Annotated in this window: 15 protein-coding genes; 11 read left to right on the top strand and 4 right to left on the bottom strand. The window is 71.5% G+C overall.

All coding sequences use genetic code 11. The annotated features are described in order from the left end of the window. Positions 1-268 precede the first annotated feature (268 nt). A complete protein-coding gene (locus WA762_RS01715) occupies positions 269-922 on the bottom strand; it encodes a TetR family transcriptional regulator (protein WP_335932299.1) in 654 nt (217 codons plus the stop codon). 325 nt (positions 923-1247) lie between these two features. Here WA762_RS01715 and WA762_RS01710 point away from each other — a divergent pair, with 325 nt between their 5' ends. After that, entirely contained in the window at positions 1248-2858 is a 1611-nt protein-coding gene (locus tag WA762_RS01710) for an MFS transporter (RefSeq protein ID WP_335932158.1), read from the top strand. A gap of 217 nt (positions 2859-3075) precedes the next feature. Then, a complete protein-coding gene (locus tag WA762_RS01705; protein ID WP_335932156.1) occupies positions 3076-3522 on the top strand; it encodes a peptidase inhibitor family I36 protein in 447 nt (148 codons plus the stop codon). Between the two features lie 69 nt (positions 3523-3591). Here WA762_RS01705 and aceE read toward each other — a convergent pair whose 3' ends face one another. Beyond that, a complete protein-coding gene (aceE, locus tag WA762_RS01700) occupies positions 3592-6333 on the bottom strand; it encodes a pyruvate dehydrogenase (acetyl-transferring), homodimeric type (RefSeq protein WP_335932154.1) in 2742 nt (913 codons plus the stop codon). A 485-nt stretch (positions 6334-6818) separates the two neighbouring features. Here aceE and WA762_RS01695 point away from each other — a divergent pair, with 485 nt between their 5' ends. From WA762_RS01695 to WA762_RS01670, 6 genes are all read left to right on the top strand, one after another. Beyond that, positions 6819-7256, top strand: a complete 438-nt coding sequence (locus WA762_RS01695) for a DUF3052 domain-containing protein (RefSeq protein ID WP_335932152.1) — start codon at positions 6819-6821, stop codon at positions 7254-7256. Positions 7257-7480: 224 nt separating this feature from the next. Further along, entirely contained in the window at positions 7481-7939 is a 459-nt protein-coding gene (locus tag WA762_RS01690) for a peroxiredoxin (protein WP_335932150.1), read from the top strand. A 169-nt stretch (positions 7940-8108) separates the two neighbouring features. Continuing rightward, positions 8109-8684 carry a TerD family protein gene (locus WA762_RS01685; RefSeq protein ID WP_335932297.1) on the top strand — a complete coding sequence of 192 codons (576 nt, stop codon included), beginning with the start codon at positions 8109-8111 and terminating at the stop codon, positions 8682-8684. 334 nt (positions 8685-9018) lie between these two features. Continuing rightward, positions 9019-9594 (top strand): TerD family protein, encoded by a 576-nt coding sequence (locus WA762_RS01680; RefSeq protein ID WP_335932148.1) that lies wholly within the window; start codon positions 9019-9021, stop codon positions 9592-9594. Between the two features lie 70 nt (positions 9595-9664). Further along, entirely contained in the window at positions 9665-10810 is a 1146-nt protein-coding gene (locus tag WA762_RS01675; protein WP_335932146.1) for a DUF475 domain-containing protein, read from the top strand. Positions 10811-11021: 211 nt separating this feature from the next. After that, positions 11022-11756 (top strand): TerD family protein, encoded by a 735-nt coding sequence (locus WA762_RS01670; RefSeq protein WP_335932144.1) that lies wholly within the window; start codon positions 11022-11024, stop codon positions 11754-11756. A 287-nt stretch (positions 11757-12043) separates the two neighbouring features. On the opposite strand, the gene WA762_RS01665 is transcribed toward WA762_RS01670, so the two are convergent. Further along, positions 12044-12979, bottom strand: coding sequence for a TerD family protein (locus WA762_RS01665; protein ID WP_335932142.1), 936 nt, complete (start codon positions 12977-12979; stop codon positions 12044-12046). Between the two features lie 263 nt (positions 12980-13242). Between WA762_RS01665 and WA762_RS01660 the strand changes: the two genes are divergently transcribed. Genes WA762_RS01660 through WA762_RS01650 form a run of 3 tightly spaced genes read left to right on the top strand, consistent with a single transcriptional unit; the run spans position 13243 to position 18220 of the window. Next, complete coding sequence (locus WA762_RS01660) at positions 13243-14406, top strand: HpcH/HpaI aldolase/citrate lyase family protein (protein WP_335932140.1); 1164 nt, start codon at positions 13243-13245, stop codon at positions 14404-14406. Positions 14407-14444: 38 nt separating this feature from the next. After that, positions 14445-17222 carry a phosphoribosyltransferase domain-containing protein gene (locus WA762_RS01655; protein WP_335932295.1) on the top strand — a complete coding sequence of 926 codons (2778 nt, stop codon included), beginning with the start codon at positions 14445-14447 and terminating at the stop codon, positions 17220-17222. After that, positions 17219-18220: an HAD family hydrolase gene (locus tag WA762_RS01650; protein ID WP_335932138.1), complete on the top strand. Its 1002-nt coding sequence runs from the start codon at positions 17219-17221 to the stop codon at positions 18218-18220. Before WA762_RS01655 ends, WA762_RS01650 begins: the two co-directional genes overlap by 4 nt. Positions 18221-18479: 259 nt before the next feature. Here WA762_RS01650 and WA762_RS01645 read toward each other — a convergent pair whose 3' ends face one another. After that, positions 18480-18710 (bottom strand): FmdB family zinc ribbon protein, encoded by a 231-nt coding sequence (locus WA762_RS01645; RefSeq protein ID WP_335932136.1) that lies wholly within the window; start codon positions 18708-18710, stop codon positions 18480-18482. Between the last annotated feature and the right edge of the window lie 109 nt (positions 18711-18819).

Raw genomic sequence — 18819 nt, 5'->3', positions numbered from 1 at the left:
TGCGGCGGGTGACGCACATCACCCGCCCGCCGGGAATTCAAGACCGCGCGTCTCACGCTGTGTTGGTGCGGCGCACACGCTCAGGCGCGCGGGGAGCCCTCCGGACGTGTCCGGGGCGCCGTACGCGGCCGTCGGGGCGGGGCCGTCGCGCATCCCCTGTGAATTCGGTCATGCGGCGCGCCGAGACATGCGGCACACCCGGCCCGGCCGGACGCACGGCGCGCCGGACGCGCGGCGTACGGCACACGGGCGGAGGGGAGACGTGGCGTCAGCCGGAGCGGGGGCGGGGGACGGCCCTCCCCGGCGCGACCGACCGCCAGTTGCCGGCCAGGGCCGGGCCGAGCTGGTCCAGGTACGTCTCGGTCAGCGCGCGCAGCGACTCCACGCTGGTGTCGCGCCCCCGGCACCAGACCTGCCCCGTCACCCGCATCACCCCGCAGAACGCCGCGACGGCGACCCGCGGCCGGGGGTCATCGTCCACGTCGAGGCCCTCGCGCTCGGCGATCAGCCGCGCGACCTGGTTCTCCAGGTCGATGCTGCGCCGCAGGTGGGCGGCGAGCAGTGACGGCGTCGACTCGATCATCCGGTACGTGCGCATGTGGAGGTCGACCGTGACGATCGCCTCGATCGTGTCGCCGATGCCGTTCCAGGCGCAGACGACGGCACGGCGTATGGCCTCGAACGGCGCCTCGGCGGCGGGACGGCGGCGCAGCTCCGCGAGGAAGCGCGACTCCACCATCTCCTGGACGCCGAAGACCACGTCCTCCTTGCTGGCGAAGTAGCGGAAGAAGGTGCGCTGGGAGACCTCGACGGCCTCGACGATCTCGTCCACGGTCGTCTGCTCGTACCCCTGTGCGGTGAAGAGGTCGAGGGCGGCGTGCAGCAGGGCGTCCCGGGTGCGGCGCTTCTTCCGCTCGCGCAGCCCGGCCGGGCGTCCGCCCCGCGCGGCCGCGGGCCCGTCCGGTCCGGCTCCGGTCCCGTCCGGCCCCGTGCCGGCCGGGTTCTCCGCCCGCCGCGCCGGGCTCTCCGTCCGCTCGTCCGGGTGCTCGCGCGGCCCGTCCGCCACCGGTCCGTGCGCCGGGCGCTCGCGCGGCCCGCCCGGGCGCGCCGCCCGCTGCCCCTCGGTCACTGAAGTGGTCCTCTTTCTCCTGCTTTTGGCCGGCTCAGCGTACCTGTGAGCTACGTGACAGTTACCGACTAGTGAAATGGTTTGTCAACTGTCAGAGGCTGACACTAGTGTCCCCGCCATGACTAGTCAGACCACCGTCGAGAAGGCGTCGCGGGAGCCGCAGGACACCGCCGGGCCCGCACCTGCCAGGGGGCTGCGCGGCCACCCCTGGCTGACGCTCTTCTCCGTGGCCATCGGCGTGATGATGGTCGCGCTCGACGGCACGATCGTCGCGATCGCCAACCCCGCCATCCAGCACGACCTGAACGCCTCGCTCGCCGACGTCCAGTGGATCACCAACGGCTACATGCTCGCCCTGGCGGTCTCGCTGATCACGGCCGGCAAGCTCGGTGACCGGTTCGGTCACCGCCAGACCTTCCTGATCGGTGTCGTGGGCTTCGCCGCGGCATCGGGGGCCATCGGCCTCTCCCACAGCGTCGCCCTGGTGATCGCGTTCCGGGTGCTCCAGGGCCTCTTCGGCGCCCTGCTGATGCCCGCCGCGCTCGGCCTGCTGCGCGCCACGTTCCCGGCCGAGAAGCTGAACATGGCGATCGGCATCTGGGGCATGGTGATCGGCGCCTCGACCGCCGGCGGCCCGATCCTCGGCGGCGTGCTCGTAGAGCACGTCAGCTGGCAGTCCGTCTTCTTCATCAACGTGCCGGTCGGCGTGATAGCGCTGCTGCTGGGCCTGGTGATCCTCCGCGACCACCGAGCCCAGAACGCCCCGCGCTCGTTCGACGTCGGCGGCATCGTGCTGCTGTCGGAGGCGATGTTCTGCCTGATCTGGGCGCTCATCAAGGGCTCCGAGTGGGGCTGGGGCGACTACAAGACGATCGGCTTCCTGGTCGCCGCCGTGGTCCTGTTCGTGGTCTTCGGGCTCTCCCAGAAGAACGTCCGGGAGCCCCTGATCCCGCTGACGATGTTCCGCTCGCTGCCGCTGACCGCGGGCACGGTCCTGATGGTGCTGATGGCCTTCGCCTTCATGGGCGGGCTGTTCTTCGTCACCTTCTACCTCCAGAACGTCCACGGTCTGAGCCCCGTCGACAGCGGACTGCACCTGCTGCCGCTGACCGGCATGATGATCGTCGCCTCGCCGGTCGCGGGCGCCATGATCACCAAGTTCGGTCCGCGGGTCCCGCTGGTCGGCGGCATGGTGTGCACGGCGGTCGCCATGTTCGGCATGTCCCAGCTGGGGGTCGGCACCGGCACGCTGACCATGTCGATCTGGTTCGGCCTGCTCGGTCTCGGCCTCGCCCCGGTGATGGTGGGCGCCACCGAGGTCATCGTGGGCAACGCCCCGATGGAGCTGTCCGGTGTGGCCGGCGGTCTGCAGCAGTCCGCCATGCAGGTCGGCGGCAGCCTCGGCACGGCGGTGCTGGGCGCGATCATGGCCTCCCAGGTCGACTCGAAGCTGGGCGACAACTGGAAGGCCGCGCAGCTTCCGCCGCTCAGCCCGCAGCAGCTGGACCAGGCGTCCTCGGCGGTCGAGGTCGGCATTCCGCCGGTGAGCGGCAACATGCCGCCGGAGATCGCGCAGAAGGTCACCGGTGTCGCCCATGACACGTTCGTGTCGGGCATGAGCACGGCGTTCATGGTGGCCGGCGTCGTCGCGGTGCTCGCCGCCGCGGTCGCCACGCTCGCCAAGCGCGGCCAGAACGCCGAGGCGGGCGCGGGCGTGGGCCACATCTGACCGCCCGTCGCCACGCCCGGCGCGCCGGGGGCGGCACCGCCCCCGATACGTCAACACATCGCGTACAACAGCCCCGCCGGACCGCTCCGGCGGGGCTGTCGCCTATCAGGGTGGTGCGGCCCGCGGCCCCTTTCCCGGGTGCCGCCCCGCAGGTCAGGGTGCGTAGGAACCATCCACACGACCACGGGGGTCGATCACCATGCGTTCCACGCGCTCCATGCGTTCCGCACGCTCCGCACGCTCCGCACGCTCCGCGCCTTCCAGGCGCTCCGCGCGTACGGGCGTTCTCGCCGCCGCGCTCGCCGCGGCCGCCCTGGTCCCGGGGGCCGCCGCCGCGCACTCGCCGGGCTCGGGGGCCGCCGCCCGGCCCGCGTCCGGCCGGCTCGGGGCCTGCGACAGCGGTCAGCTCTGCCTCTGGGAGAAGCCGGACTTCACCGGCGCCCGACAGGTCCACGAGCTGGCCGGCATCGACATCGAGAGCTGCGTCCCGCTGCGGGCGGGCGGCCGGGTCCAGTCGCTCGCCAACCGCACGGGCCGCCCGGTCACCACGTACCAGTCGGCGGAATGCGCCGAGACCGGCGAGTTCGAGACCTATCCCGGCGGCGGCACCTGGACGCCCCGGTCGCCGTACCAGGTGCGGGCGTTCAAGGTCTGGGAGAACTGACCCGGACGCGCCGAGGGGCGGCACGGGCCCGTCCGGCCCCCGCCGCCCCTCGGCCGGCTTCCCTCGCGCCTACGCGTCGCCGCCGGCCGCGCCCGGCTCGGCCGCGGCCACGTCCAGCAGGTCGTACCGGTCGATCGCCTGCTTCAGCAGCGACCGGTCGATCCGGCCCTGCTTCGCCAGCTCCGTCAGCACCGCCAGCACGATCGACTGCGCGTCGATGTGGAAGAACCGGCGGGCCGCGCCGCGCGTGTCCGCGAAGCCGAAGCCGTCCGCGCCCAGCGACTGGTAGGCGCCGGGCACCCACCGCGCGATCTGGTCCGGCACCGAACGCATCCAGTCCGACACCGCCACGAACGGCCCCTCGGAACCGGAGAGCTTCCGCGTCACGTACGGGACGCGCTGCTCCTCCTCCGGGTGCAGCAGGTTGTGCCGCTCCACCTCCACCGCCTCGCGGCGCAGCTCGTTCCAGGAGGTCGCCGACCAGACGTCCGCCCGGACGTTCCACTCCTCGGCGAGGATGCGCTGGGCCTCCACCGCCCACGGCACGGCCACGCCGGACGCCAGGATCTGGGCCGGGATCTCGCCGCGCTCGGCGTCCTTGAAGCGGTAGACGCCCTTGAGGATGCCCTCGACGTCCACGTTCTCCGGCTCGGCCGGGTGCTGGATCGGCTCGTTGTAGACGGTGAGGTAGTAGAAGACGTCTTCGTTCTCCTCGGGGGTCCCGCCGTACATCCGGCGCAGACCGTCCTTGACGATGTGCGCGATCTCGTAGCCGAACGCCGGGTCGTACGCCACGCACGCCGGGTTGGTCGAGGCCAGCAGCTGGGAGTGGCCGTCCGCGTGCTGGAGCCCCTCGCCGGTCAGCGTCGTGCGACCGGCGGTCGCGCCCAGCACGAAACCGCGCGCCAGCTGGTCGGCCATCTGCCAGAACTGGTCGCCGGTGCGCTGGAAGCCGAACATCGAGTAGAAGACGTACACCGGGATCAGCGGCTCGCCGTGCGTGGCGTACGCCGAGCCGGCGGCGATCAGCGACGCCGTGCAGCCGGCCTCCGAGATGCCGTCGTGCAGCATCTGGCCCTGCGGCGACTCCTTGTACGCGAGCAGCAGATCGCGGTCCACCGACTCGTACTGCTGACCCAGCGGGTTGTAGATCTTCGCGCTCGGGAAGAACGCGTCCATGCCGAAGGTGCGGTACTCGTCGGGCGCGATCAGCACGAAACGCTTGCCGATCTCCTTGTCCCGCATGAGGTCCTTCAGGATGCGGACGAAGGCCATGGTCGAGGCGATCGACTGCTGACCCGAGCCCTTCTTCGCGGTCGCGTACGTCTTGTCCTCGGGCAGGACCAGCGGCTTCGCACGCACCACGCGCGTCGGGACGTAACCGCCCAGACTGCTGCGGCGGTCGTGCATGTACTGGATCTCCTCCGAGTCGCGGCCCGGGTGGTAGTAGGGCGGGTAGCCCTCGTCCAGCTGCTTGTCGCTGATCGGGAGGTGCAGCCGGTCGCGGAACCGCTTGAGGTCCTCGACCGTGAGCTTCTTCATCTGGTGGGTGGCGTTGCGGCCCTCGAAGTTCGGCCCCAGCGTCCAGCCCTTGACCGTCTGCGCCAGGATCACCGTCGGCTGGCCCTTGTGGGCCTTGGCCGCCGCGTAGGCCGCGTAGACCTTGCGGTGGTCGTGACCGCCGCGGCCCAGGTGCAGGATCTGGTCGTCGGTCATGTCCTTGACCATCTCGCGCAGCCGCGGGTCGCCCCCGAAGAAGTGCTCGCGGATGTACGCGCCGGACTCGGTGGCGTACGTCTGGAACTGGCCGTCCGGCGTGGTGTTCAGCTTGTTGACCAGGATGCCGGTGCGGTCCTGCGCGAGCAGCGGGTCCCAGGAGCGGTCCCAGACCAGCTTGATGACGTTCCATCCGGCGCCGCGGAACTGCGACTCCAGCTCCTGGATGATCTTGCCGTTGCCGCGCACCGGGCCGTCGAGCCGCTGGAGGTTGCAGTTGACCACGAAGGTCAGGTTGTCCAGGCCCTCGCGGGCGGCGAGGGAGAGCTGGCCCAGCGACTCCGGCTCGTCCATCTCGCCGTCGCCGAGGTAGGCCCACACGTGCGACCGGGAGGTGTCGGCGATGCCGCGCGCCTCCATGTAGCGGTTCATCCGCGCCTGGTAGATCGCGGCCAGCGGGCCGAGGCCCATGGAGACGGTCGGGAACTCCCAGAAGTCCGGCATCAGCCGCGGGTGCGGGTAGCTGGACAGCCCGTTCGGCGCCTTCGACTTCTCCTGGCGGAAGCCGTCGAGCTGCGCCTCGCTCAGCCGGTCCAGCAGGAAGGCGCGCGCGTAGATGCCCGGGGAGGCGTGGCCCTGGAAGAAGATCTGGTCGCCGCCCCGGCCGTCGTCCTTGCCCCGGAAGAAGTGGTTGAAGCCGACGTCGTACAGCGAGGCCGAGGACGCGAAGGTGGCGATGTGGCCGCCCACGCCGATCCCCGGGCGCTGGGCGCGCGAGACCATCACGGCCGCGTTCCAGCGGGTCGCGTTCAGGATCCTGCGCTCGATCTCCTCGTCGCCGGGGAAGAACGGCTCGTCCTTCGTGGCGATGGTGTTCACGTAGTCCGTGCTGCGCATCTCGGGCACGGCGACACGCTTCTCCCGCGCGCGCTCGATGAGCCGGAGCATCAGGTAACGGGCCCGCTCACGGCCTCGCTCGTCGACGGCCGCGTCGAGCGAGTCCAGCCACTCCCGGGTCTCTTCGGGATCGAAGTCCGGGACCTGGCTCGGCAGGCCGCCAATGATGATCGGGTTGCGATCGGATCCGGAAGCCACGCTGTTCCTTCGCTGTTCGGTGCTGCTCTACGGGGCCGGTCACGGGAGAACGTGCCCCCGGGAAACGCGCCCCCCGGGATATGTGCCTGTACGCCACCACCATCGTGTACCGCAGGGGCGCAAACGTCATCTCTACCGGGGGGTAACCCCGGTGTGGCGAGACATCGCGCCCGCGGTGCGCGGACGGCCCGGCGCAAACGGAAACCATACGCCCAAGCCGCTTAAGCGTTCCCAAAGCATGTTCGAATCCGAATGGCGGACCGAAACGGCATAAGCTGTGGAAGGACATAAAGGGTGTGGATGGTGGCGTCGGGCCCGGTGACGCGGACCGCCGGCACCGCGCGGACGTGGCAGGGAACGTCCTCGTTTAGGCGGTCTCGCACGTCGGGTACTTGCGCGATCCGCCACTCCCGTGTGGACTACGGCCAACGCCTCGCGCACGCGCGTGGCGAAGCATTTTCCGAAACATGATCAGGAGGCAACCCGTGAGCGCGACCGCGGACCACGCGGAGGAGCGGACCAACCCGGCGGCACGCCTGGGGTTCGAACCCGGACAGGTGGTCCAGGAGATCGGCTACGACGACGACGTCGAGCAGGAGCTCCGTGAGGGCATCGAGGCCGCGACCGGCCAGGAACTCGTCGACGAGGACTACGACGACGTCGCCGACGCCGTGCTGCTGTGGTTCCGCGATGAGGACGGCGACCTTACGGACGCGCTGGTGGATGCCATTGGTCTGATCGAGGACGGCGGCACGGTCTGGCTGATGACGCCGAAGACCGGCCGCGACGGCTACATCGAACCGAGCGACATCAACGAGGCCGCGCAGACCGCCGGTCTCTCCCAGACCAAGAGCATCAGCGCGGGCAAGGACTGGACGGGCAGCCGGCTGGTCACGCCGAAGGCGGCCCGCAGCAAGCGCTGAGCGGCGCCCGGGAGCGCACGCGCCAGGAAGGTCCCTGCCGGCACCGCCGGCGGGGGCCTTCGTCTGCCCGCAGCCGTCTTCGTCCGTCCGCGGCGGTCTTCCGTGCCCGCGGCGGCCGGGGCCCGCGATCCGAACGGGTGCCGTACGCGCTGTCACCGGCCCTGCGTAGGGTGGGGACCACCCGGACAGCCCAGCCCGGTGAACACAGCGAAGGGACTCGTCTCATGGCGATCGAGGTCGGCACCCAGGCCCCGGATTTCGAGCTGAAGGACAACCACGGCCGGACCGTGAAGCTCTCCGACTTCCGCGGCGAGAAGAACGTCGTGCTGCTGTTCTACCCGTTCGCCTTCACCGGCGTGTGCACGGGTGAGCTCTGCGCGCTCCGCGACGAGCTGCCGAAGTTCGTGAACGACGACACGCAGCTGCTCGCCGTCTCCAACGACTCCATCCACACCCTCCGGGTCTTCGCCGAGCAGGAGGGCCTCGAATACCCGCTGGTCTCCGACTTCTGGCCGCACGGCGAGACCTCGCGGGCGTACGGCGTCTTCGACGAGGAGAAGGGCTGCGCCGTGCGCGGCACCTTCATCATCGACAAGGCGGGCGTGGTGCGCTGGACCGTGGTGAACGGCCTGCCCGACGCGCGCGACCTCGACGACTACGTCAAGGCGCTCGACACCCTCTGATCCGGCCGGTCGCTCCGGCGGTTCCGCGACCGGCGAACGCGCGGGCAGCCAGGCCAAAAGCCTGCTGCGGCCGGGAACCGGTCACTAGGATCCAGTCGTTGATCGGATGCCAACGCAATGTGGAGGCGCCGGCGCCCGCCGGTCTCCAAGGAAACCAATGGGAGGACTCGTGGGAGTCAGCCTCAGCAAGGGCGGCAACGTCTCGCTGACCAAGGCCGCGCCCAACCTGACCGCCGTCTTCGTCGGTCTCGGCTGGGATGCCCGCACCACCACCGGTGGTGACTTCGACCTCGACGCCAGCGCCCTGCTGACGAACGCCCAGGGCAAGGTCGGCAACGACAGCAACTTCGTCTTCTTCAACAACCTCAAGAGCCCCGACGGCTCCGTGGAGCACACCGGTGACAACCTCACCGGTGAGGGCGAGGGCGACGACGAGGTCATCAAGGTCAACCTGGCCGGAGTTCCGGCCGACGTCGACAAGATCGTCTTCCCGGTCTCGATCTACGAGGCGGAGACCCGCCAGCAGAGCTTCGGCCAGGTGCGCAACGCGTACATCCGCGTGGTCAACCAGGCCGACAACAGCGAGCTGGCGCGCTACGACCTCAGCGAGGACGCGTCCACCGAGACCGCCATGGTCTTCGGCGAGCTCTACCGCCACGGGGCGGAGTGGAAGTTCCGCGCCATCGGCCAGGGCTACGCCTCGGGCCTGCGCGGCATCGCCCAGGACTTCGGCGTCAACGTCTGAGACGTCGACGCACGGGACGCCGGCACCCGGGCCGCCATGCCCGGGGCGCCGGCGTCCGGGGCCCGTCGGCGCGGGCCCCGACCGGCGGCCGGACGAGACCCGGCCGTCCCGGGTCTGGCCGTACGGGCCCGAGCGGCCGAGACTCGGAGATCCGGGGGCCTCGGCGCCCGGGCCCGACGGCCGTACGGGCGCGACCGGGCCGGCCCGCCGAAAGGGGCCGGTCCGCGCGGGCACCACGGGCCCGTCCGGCCGCCGCCGCACGCATCGCGGCGGCGGCCGGACGGGCCCGGGTCGGTTCAACAGACGGTTTCATCGAATCGGGGAGGACCACACCATGGGCGTCACACTCGCCAAGGGAGGCAATGTCTCCCTCTCCAAGGCCGCACCCAACCTCACCCAGGTGCTGGTCGGGCTCGGCTGGGACGCGCGCTCCACCACGGGCGCCGACTTCGACCTCGACGCCAGCGCCCTGCTGTGCCAGTCGGGGCGGGTGCTGGGCGACGAATGGTTCGTTTTCTACAACAACCTCAAGAGTCCCGACGGCTCGGTCGAGCACACCGGCGACAACCTCACGGGCGAGGGCGACGGCGACGACGAGACGGTCATCGTGAACCTCACCCAGGTCCCGCTGCACTGCGACAAGATCGTTTTCCCGGTCTCCATCCATGAGGCGGACAACCGGGGCCAGACGTTCGGCCAGGTCGGCAATGCGTACATCCGCGTGGTCAACCAGGCCGACGGCCAGGAGCTCGCGCGCTACGACCTCACCGAGGACGCGTCGACGGAGACCGCGATGATCTTCGGCGAGCTGTACCGCTACAACGGCGAATGGAAGTTCCGTGCCGTGGGACAGGGGTACGCGTCCGGACTGCGTGGAATCGCTCTAGACTTTGGGGTCAACGTTTCGTAAAGCCGCGCACGGCGCGGGGGAGCCCCGTACAAGCCGGGGGAGACCCGTTACATACACGATGGGGTAGCCAGTGCTTCTGAAAACCTTCGGCTGGTCGTTCGCGATTACCGCGCTCGGCCTGGCCGCAGCGGTGATCTACGGGGGGTGGGAAGCCTTCGGAGTGGTGGCGATCCTCTCCATCCTGGAGATCTCGCTGTCCTTCGACAACGCGGTGGTCAACGCCGGGATCCTGAAGAAGATGAACGCCTTCTGGCAGAAGATCTTCCTCACGGTCGGCGTGCTCATCGCGGTCTTCGGCATGCGACTGGTCTTCCCCGTCGTGATCGTGGCCATCACCGCCAAGATGGGGCCGATCGAGGCGGTCGATCTCTCGTTCAGCCAGCCCGAGCGCTACCAGGAACTGGTCACGGACGCCCACCCGGCGATCGCCGCGTTCGGTGGCATGTTCCTGCTGATGATCTTCCTCGACTTCATCTTCGAGGAGCGTGACATCCAGTGGCTGCGCTGGATCGAGCGCCCCCTGGCCAAGCTGGGCAAGGTCGACATGCTGTCGGTCTGCATCGCGCTGATCGTGCTGCTGATCGCGTCCATGACCTTCGCCGCCAACGCGCACCAGCACGGCGGCGGTCACGCCGACAAGACGGAGACCGTGCTGCTCGCCGGAATCGCGGGCCTGATCACCTACCTCATCGTCGGCGGCCTCTCCGGCTTCTTCGAGAACCGGCTGGAGGAAGAGGAGGAGCGGGAGCAGGAGGCCGAGGAGGAGGCCCGGAAGACCGGGAAGAAGATCTCCGCGATAGCGCTCTCCGGCAAGGCCGCGTTCTTCATGTTCCTCTACCTGGAGGTGCTCGACGCGTCCTTCTCGTTCGACGGCGTCATCGGCGCCTTCGCCATCACCAACGAGATCGTGCTGATGGCCCTGGGTCTCGGCATCGGCGCCATGTACGTCCGGTCGCTCACGGTCTACCTGGTCCGCCAGGGCACCCTCGACGACTACGTCTACCTGGAGCACGGCGCCCACTACGCCATCGGCGCGCTGGCCGTCATCCTCCTGGTCACCATCCAGCACGAGATCAACGAGATCATCACGGGCCTGGTCGGCGTCGTGCTGATCGCCTGGTCCTTCTGGTCCTCGGTCCGCCGCAACAAGGCGCTGGCCGCCGAGGGCGGCGACGACGCGGAAGGTTCCAGGGCGGAGGTCTCGTCCGGGGTGTGACCCGGCGGGAAACCCGGTCGGGTGTGTGACCCGGCGGGGAATGAGGAACGCTCTCTGCGGGGCGGTCCGTTCGGCGAGGTTCCGGGAAACACCCCGGACCGGCCCGGCGGCCGCCCCGCAGTGATGTGCGGGCGGCCGGTACGAGCCACGGGACGACCCGCCGCCGGACCGGGCACTTTCGACCGAAGACCGATACATGTGGGGGTTGGGCATGGGGTTCCTGGAAAACCTGCGACCGGGGCGGCAGACACCGTTCGATTCGGCCAACGCGCTGACCAGCTCGATCGTGCTCTCCAAGCGGCATGCCACGGTGGCGCTGACCAAGCAGGGCCCGCTGTCCGGCAACCTGCGGGTGAACCTCTCCTGGCGGATGCGCACGTCCGACATCGAGGGCAGGTCACGGCAGGGCGGCCGGCTGCTGAGGCCCCTGAAGTTGTTCCAGCCCGACGTCGTGCAGGCGCACACCCAGGGCATGGTCAACGTCGACCTGGACCTGGGCTGCATGTACGAGATGAAGGACGGCACCAAGGGCGTGGTCCAGCCGCTGGGCAACCTCCTGGGCGACCTGAACACGCCCCCGTACATCCGGCTCAGCGGGGACGACCGCTTCGGGGCGCCGTCGGGCGAGACCGTCTACGTCAACCTCGACCAGCACGAGCAGTTCAAGCGGCTGCTGTTCTTCGTCTACATCTACGACCAGACGCCGGCCTTCGACCGCACGCACGCCAAGATCACGCTCTATCCCGGCAACGGCCCGCAGATCGAGATAGAGCTCGACGAGCACGCCCCGGAGGCCCGCTCCTGCGCGGTCTTCACGGTGGACAACAGCAAGGACGAGTTCGTGGTGCGGCGCGAGGTGAAGTTCGTGTACGGCTTCCAGTCGGAGCTGGACCGCATGTACGGCTGGGGCATGCAGTGGGGGCGCGGGTACAAGACCCGCAGCTGAGCACTGCACTGCCGGTGGCCAGGGCCCTCGGCACCGGGGCTGGTGCGGTGCCGATGCAGGCGTCGGGGGCGTCACCCGCGTCTCCCCCGCGGTGCCGGCGTCGGGGCGGGCTGGACCGCCGGCCTCATGCCGGAACCGGAGCCGCTGGTTACGGGAGCATCGGTTACGGGCCGGGGGCGCGGTAGCGTCGGTTACGGGTCGAGGGCGCGGGATCGCCGGTCACGGGCCGAGAGGGGTGCGGGACTGCCGGGCGCTGACCGTCGCGTGCGGGCCGCGCCGGAGCCGTCTCACTGCCGGATGAACTGCGGCCCCTGCGGAGGCAGCGCGAAATTCGGGTCGGGGGCGGGCGCCGCGGCCGGGGCGGGCTGGGGATAGCCGTAGGCGACCTGGGGGTCGGACGACTGCGGATAGCCGTAGGCGGGCCGGGGGACGGGATGCGGGGCAGGCGTCTGCTGCGGGTAGCCGTATCCGGGCTGCGGGTGCCGGACCGTGACCTGCGCGTCCGGGCCGGGCGCCGGGGCGGGCGGGAAGGCGGGCACGGGCGGCGGAAAGGCGGGGGCCGGTCCGGGCGGCCCCACGGGCGGGGACGCCGGTATCGGCGAGGACGTCGGTGCGGCGGGCGGGAGGGGCAGCGGCGTCGGCGCGGTGACGGCCGAGGCCGAGGGGTCGGGGGCGGGCTCCGACTCGTCGACCGAGATGCCGAAGGCGGTCGCCAGGCCGACCAGACCGGTCGGGTAGCCCTGACCCACGGCGCGGAACTTCCAGCCGTCCCCGCGCCGGTAGAGCTCGCCGCAGATGATCGCCGTCTCCTCGCCGGTCTCCGGGCGCACGTCGAAGACGGCCAGCGGCTCCTCGCCGGTCCCCGCCGTGTCGTACAGCAGGATCCGCAGGTCGTGCACCTGGGCGAAGCTGGCCCCGTCCGAGGACGCGGCGATGATCACCTGGTCGACCGAGGGGTCGAGGCCGGTCAGATCGGCCTCGACACTGTCCGTGAGCCCCTCCGGGACGCTGCGCTTCGGCAGCCGCCGTACCAGGCCGGAGGGGTGGCGGGGCTGGTTGTAGAAGACGAAGTCCTCGTCCGAGCGCACGCGACCGTCGGCCCCCAGCAGCAGCGCCGAGGCGTCCACATCCGGAACCCCCGCTCCCGGTGTCCAGCGCAGCACGGCCCGTACGGCCATGGCGTCCAAGGGGACGTTCGAGCCTTTCACCATCGCGTGCGTCATGCCCGTCATCCTGCCTGCTGGCCGCCCGCGCGGACAACGCGGGGTCGCGCGCCGCGCCCCACGGCCGGGGCGAAAGCAGGCAGTTCGCCGAATCCGGGTGCCCGGGAGGAGCTCCGGAGGGCGGACCGGCGGCCCTTGGAAAGTGGTCGGGAAATGGACGGGACACCTGGAGTTCATGCTCACGGGGAACCTCTGACACTCGTCCGTACGTACTATTACCGGCCATGTGTTGTTCGGACAGTTATGCGGTACGGGGGAATTAAATGCGTCATTTCGGGCATATCGCGCCCGCGCTGCGAGAGCGGCTGTTCTACCAGGAGCCTCGCGTCTTCGAGGCGGACGCGCCCGCCCGCGTGCTTTCGGCTGCTCTCGGGGCGACCCTGTACAGCCCCGCCACCCGGCCCAGACTCGCCGACGACGTCGTCAAGCAGGCCGGGCGCGGTGTGGTGTCGATGGTGCTCTGCCTGGAGGACTCCATCGACGACTCCGAGGTCGTCGGCGCCGAGGAGAACCTCGTCAGGCAGTTCGCGGACCTCGACGCGCGCGGCGCCGAGCTGCCCCTGCTCTTCATCCGGGTCCGGGAGCCGGACCAGGTCGTGGACCTGACGCGCCGGCTCGGCGGAGCCATCCGGTTGTTGTCCGGATTTGTACTTCCGAAGTTCACCGAAGAGCGTGGCGTGCCCTTCCTGGAGGCCCTGGACCGGGCCGAACGGGCCTGCGGACGCCGCCTGTTCGCGATGCCCGTCCTCGAATCGCCCGAGCTGCTGTATCTGGAGACGCGCGGCGAGGCGCTCCAGGGCATAGCCCGCACCGTCGACAAGTACCGCGAGCGGGTGCTCGCGCTGCGACTCGGCGTCACCGACTTCTGCTCGGCGTACGGACTCCGCAGGCCGCCCGACATGACGGCGTACGACGTGCAGATCGTCGGCTCCGTCATCGCGGACGTCGTCAATGTGCTGGGCCGGGCGGACGGCACGGGCTTCACGATCACCGGGCCGGTGTGGGAGTACTTCCGGCTCCAGGAGCGCATGTTCAAGCCGCAGCTGCGCCGCAGCCCCTTCCTGGAGGGCCGGGCCGAGGAGCTGCGCACCACGCTGATCGAGCACGACCTGGACGGCCTGCTGCGCGAGATCGAGCTCGACCGGGCCAACGGCCTGCTCGGCAAGACCTGCATCCACCCCTCGCATGTCGCGCCGGTGCACGCACTGTCCGTGGTCAGCCACGAGGAGTTCAGCGACGCCCAGGACATCCTGCAGCCCGAACGCGACGGCGGCGGCGTCATGCGCTCCGCGTACACCAACAAGATGAACGAGGTGAAGCCGCACCGCGCCTGGGCCGAGCGGACCCTGCAACGGGCCGAGGTCTTCGGCGTCGCGCGGGAGGATGTCGGCTTCGTGGAGCTGCTGGCGGCGGGGGTCGAGGCATGAGCGCCCCGGGCGAGTCCATGAGCGTCCCGGGCAAGTCCATGAGCTTCCCGCGCGAGGAGCGGACGGCGGACGTGGTGTGGTCCGGCAGCTGGGTGGCGGAGCGGCTGGGCGTCCGGCTCGCCGGCGACGGGCGGCCCGACGGCGACCGTGAGCTGCGGGACCTGCTGGGTCTCGCCCTGCGCCGCAACCCCAAGCGGGCCCATCTGCTGGTCTCGAACGTGCTCGGCAAGCATGTGCCGCAGAGGCCCTCCGTGGTGTACGGCGCCGGATTCGAGCTGGGCCGGCGGGTCCACGAACTCCTCGGCGAGGCGGACGCGCGCCGGGCGGTCGTGGTCGGGTACGCGGAGACGGCCACCGGTCTGGGCCACGCGGTCGCGGACGGGCTGGGCACGGCGCCGTACCTGCACTCGACGCGGCGGCCGGTGGGCGGGGTGGAGCGCGCGGGCGGCTTCGAGGAGTCGCACTCGCACGCCACCTCGCACCTCCTCCTCCCGGAGGACCCCGAACTGCTGGCGGGCGGGCGCGTCGGCCGTGCGGCGGCTTCCGGCGGCGACGCGCCGCTGGTGCTGGTGGACGACGAGTTCTCCACCGGCAACACCGTGCTCAACACCATCCGGGTGCTGCACGAACGGTATCCGCGCGGCCGGTACGTCATCGTGGCCCTGGCGGACATGCGCTCGGCGGCCGACCGGCTCCGGCTGCGCGCGTTCGCCGAGGAGATCGGCGCGCGCGTCGATCTGCTGGCGCGGTGCTCGGGCACGGTGAGCCTTCCGGACGGCGTCCTGGAGAAGGGCCGGGCCTTGGTCGAGGCGCAGGAGCGGGCGACCGCCGGGCGGACCGGGGGCGCACGGTCCGACGGTGCGCGTGCCGCCGCGCCGGGGACGGGCGACGTTCCGGGCCGCGCCTACGTGCCGGACTCGGACGGCACGCCGGGCTGGGCCGATGTGCTGCCGGGCTCGGGCGAGGTTCCGGGCCGTGCCGGCATGCTGGCGGGTACGGGCGGCGCGCCCGGGCGGGCCTACGCGCCGGGGTCGGGCGACGTTCCGGGCCGCGCCGGCACGCTGGCGGGTACGGGCGGCGCGCCCGGGCGGGCCTACGCGCCGGGCTCGGGCGGCGCGCCCGGGCGGGGGCCGGTGACCCGGGTGGACCTCGCCTGGCCCGCCGGTGTGCCCGACGGCGGGCGCCACGGCTTCACCCCGGCCCACCGGGCCGCCCTGGAACGGGCCCTCCCCGCCATGGCGGACCGGGTCGCCGCCGCGCTGGGCGACGCCCGGCGGGTGCTCGTCCTCGGCTTCGAGGAGCTGATGTACGCCCCCCTCCGCCTGGGCACCGCGCTGGAGGAACGCATGGACGCGGACACCGAGGTGCGCTACTCGACGACCACGCGTTCCCCCGTCCTCGCCGTGGACGACCCGGGCTACGCGATACGCAGCCGGCTGGTCTTCCCGGCCCACGACGGCCCGGCCGACGGCCCCGGCGACCGGTACGCGTACAACGTCGCGGGCGCGGGGTTCGACGCCGTCGTGGTGACCGTCGACTCTACTGCCGACACCCCGGAACTCCACGCCCCGGACGGCCTGTTGGCGCAGCTCGCGGCACACACCGGGCAGGTGCTGCTCGCGGTCGTCCCCTCCTACGTCCCCCCGTATGTCTCCGAACGGCAGAAAGCACCCATGCTCCCCGAGCCCCTCCGCGGCCCCGCCTTCTCCTCCTACGCGCCGGACGAGGTCGGCTGGCTGCTCCAGGACTTCTCGCACGTCGAACTGGAGGCGCCGGTCGAGGAGCGCGAGGAGGCGATCCAGAGCGGCGGCGCGCACTACGCCGAGTCGCTGCCCGTCGAGTACCAGCCGTCCTCCGAGTACCAGAGCCTCTTCGAGGCGGCGCTGGAGCAGTCGGCCGCCCGCGTCGCCCGCGCCGTCGGCACGGTCACCGAGACGGTCCTCGCCGAGCGCACCCCGCGCCCCGTCCTGGTCTCGCTCGTACGGGCCGGCACCCCCGTCGGCGTACTCATGCGCCGCTGGGCCCGCCACCGGCACGGGCTCGACCTGCCGCACTATGCCCTCTCCATCGTGCGCGGGCGCGGCATCGACACCAACGCCCTGCGCTGGCTGGCCGCCCACCACGACCCGGCCGACGTGGTCTTCGTCGACGGCTGGACCGGCAAGGGGGCGATCACCCGTGAACTCTCCGCCGCGCTCGCCGAATTCGACGGCTTCGACCCGGAGATCGCGGTCCTGGCCGACCCGGGCGGCTGCGTCCGTACCTACGGCACCCGCGAGGACTTCCTGATCCCGTCGGCCTGCCTCAACTCCACGGTGTCCGGGCTGGTTTCGCGTACGGTCCTCCGCTCCGACCTCGTCGGCCCCGACGACTTCCACGGCGCGAAGTTCTACCGGGAACTCGCGGGCAGCGATGTGTCCGGCCACTTCCTCGACACCGTCGCCGCCCGCTTCGACGAGGTCGCCGCCGAGGTGGACAAGGAGGTCGCGGCGCTGCTCGCGGCCGACCGCACCCCCACCTGGGAGGGCTGGGCCGCGGTGGAGCGCATCAGCGAGGAGCACGGCATCCACGACGTGAACCTGGTCAAGCCGGGCGTCGGCGAGACCACCCGGGTCCTGCTGCGCCGGGTCCCGTGGAAGATCCTCGCCAAGCGCGGCGCGGGCGCGGACCTCGACCACATCCGGCTGCTCGCCGAGCAGCGCGGGGTGCCGGTCGAGGAGGTCGACGAACTCCCGTACAGCTGCGTCGGGTTGATCCACCCGAAGTACACCCGGGGCGCGACGGGCGCGGACGGCAGGGCGGTGGAGTCCAAGTGACCTCCCCGATCCCCGCCGTTCCTGCGGCCTCTGCCGTCCCTCCGGCCTCTGCTGCTCCTCCGTTCCCTGCCACCCCTCCGGCCTCTGCCGTCTCTCCGGTCTCCCCGGCCGCGCCGGGCACCCAGGCCCTACGGGACGCCGAGGACGCGCCGGTCGCGACGGGCGCCTCTGTCACGCTGGTCGCCAGCGACCTCGACCGCACCCTGATCTACTCCTCCGCCGCGCTCGGGCTCCGCATGCCGGACGCCGAGGCCCCGCGCCTGCTCTGCGTGGAGGTGTACCAGCACAAGCCGCTCTCCCACCTGACCGAGACGGCCGCGAGCCTCCTCGACGAACTGGCCCGCACCACGGTCTTCGTCCCCACCACCACCCGCACCCGCGAGCAGTACGGGCGAATCCGCCTCCCCGGCCCCGCCCCGCGGTTCGCGATCTGCGCCAACGGCGGCCACCTGCTCGTCGACGGCGAGTCCGACCCCGACTGGCGGACCCGCGTCTCCCGTCGGCTCGCCACCGAGTCCGCCTCGCTCGCCGAGGTCCGCGCCCGGCTCCTGGCCTCGGCCGACCCCGCCTGGCTGCTCAAGGAGCGCGTCGCGGAGGACCTCTTCGCCTATCTCGTGGTCGAACGCTCGGCGCTGCCCGACGGCTGGGTCGAGGAACTGGGGGAGTGGGCGGGCGCCCGAGGCTGGACGGTCTCCCTCCAGGGCCGCAAGGTCTACGCCGTGCCGGCCCCGCTCACCAAGAGCGCCGCCATGCGCGAGGTCGCCCGGCGCACGGGGGCCACGCTCACCCTCGCGGCCGGCGACAGCCTCCTCGACGCTGATCTGCTCCTCGCCGCCGACCACGCCTGGCGCCCGGCCCACGGTGAACTCGCCGAATCCGGCTGGAGCGCCCCGCACGTCCGGGCGACGGCCGAGGACGGGGTGGCGGCGGGCGAGGAGATCCTGCGCCAGCTCCTGCGAGCCTCCCGCCCGGACACCCCCGGCCGGCATCACCCGTAGAGCCTCCCCGAGCCCCGCACGCGCGCCCGGGCCCGTTCCCCGACGCGCGCACGGTCCGCGCGACCTCGGTGATCAGCGGATGCAGTCCCCGCGTCCCCGCGTGTCCCAGGGAGCGCGGGGCCTGGGAACGCGGGGCCTGGAAACGCGGGGGACGAGACGCGGCCCGACCGAACTGGAGCCACCGATGGCCGAGGGAAACGACACCAAGACCACGGATGAGGGCCCGGCGGGTGACGGCGGTCGCCGCCGGGCCGCGTGCTCAGCCGCAGCAGCCTCCGCCGCAGCAGCCGCCGCCTCCGCCCCCGGCACCCCCGGACGGCGCTGCGGGCGCCGACTTCGCGGACGCCCCTCCCACGGCGACCGTGGAGAGCAGCTTCACGGTGTCTGAGTGTCCGGCGGGGCAGGAGGCCGGATCCGAGGACTGGGCCATCGGACGGCTGAGTTCGAACGTGTCTCCGCAGGAGCGGCAGCGGTACTCGTAACGAGGCATGCGCCCAGGCTAGCCGCAGGCGGCCGACGGCAGACAGCAGCGAGGCCAGACAGAAGCGAGGCCAGGCTGCTGGGAGGTCGGGAGACTGGAAGGCCGGGAGGTCGGGAGG

Source organism: Streptomyces tyrfis (assembly GCF_037034285.1).
In the GTDB taxonomy this organism is placed as follows: Bacteria; Actinomycetota; Actinomycetes; order Streptomycetales; family Streptomycetaceae; genus Streptomyces.
The sequence above is the reverse complement of the archived record's forward strand: the minus strand, read 5'-3'. Positions and strand labels throughout refer to the sequence as shown.

Bases quoted from the DNA above. Each gene is read 5' to 3' on its own strand.
- WA762_RS01710 (WP_335932158.1), top strand. From the start codon at position 1,248: ATGACTAGTCAGACCACCGTCGAGAAGGCGTCGCGGGAGCCGCAGGAC.
- WA762_RS01705 (WP_335932156.1), top strand. From the start codon at position 3,076: ATGCGTTCCGCACGCTCCGCACGCTCCGCACGCTCCGCGCCTTCCAGG.
- WA762_RS01690 (WP_335932150.1), top strand. From the start codon at position 7,481: ATGGCGATCGAGGTCGGCACCCAGGCCCCGGATTTCGAGCTGAAGGAC.
- WA762_RS01680 (WP_335932148.1), top strand. From the start codon at position 9,019: ATGGGCGTCACACTCGCCAAGGGAGGCAATGTCTCCCTCTCCAAGGCC.
- WA762_RS01670 (WP_335932144.1), top strand. From the start codon at position 11,022: ATGGGGTTCCTGGAAAACCTGCGACCGGGGCGGCAGACACCGTTCGAT.
- WA762_RS01665 (WP_335932142.1), bottom strand. From the start codon at position 12,979: ATGACGCACGCGATGGTGAAAGGCTCGAACGTCCCCTTGGACGCCATG.
- WA762_RS01660 (WP_335932140.1), top strand. From the start codon at position 13,243: ATGCGTCATTTCGGGCATATCGCGCCCGCGCTGCGAGAGCGGCTGTTC.
- WA762_RS01655 (WP_335932295.1), top strand. From the start codon at position 14,445: ATGAGCTTCCCGCGCGAGGAGCGGACGGCGGACGTGGTGTGGTCCGGC.
- WA762_RS01645 (WP_335932136.1), bottom strand. From the start codon at position 18,710: ATGCCTCGTTACGAGTACCGCTGCCGCTCCTGCGGAGACACGTTCGAA.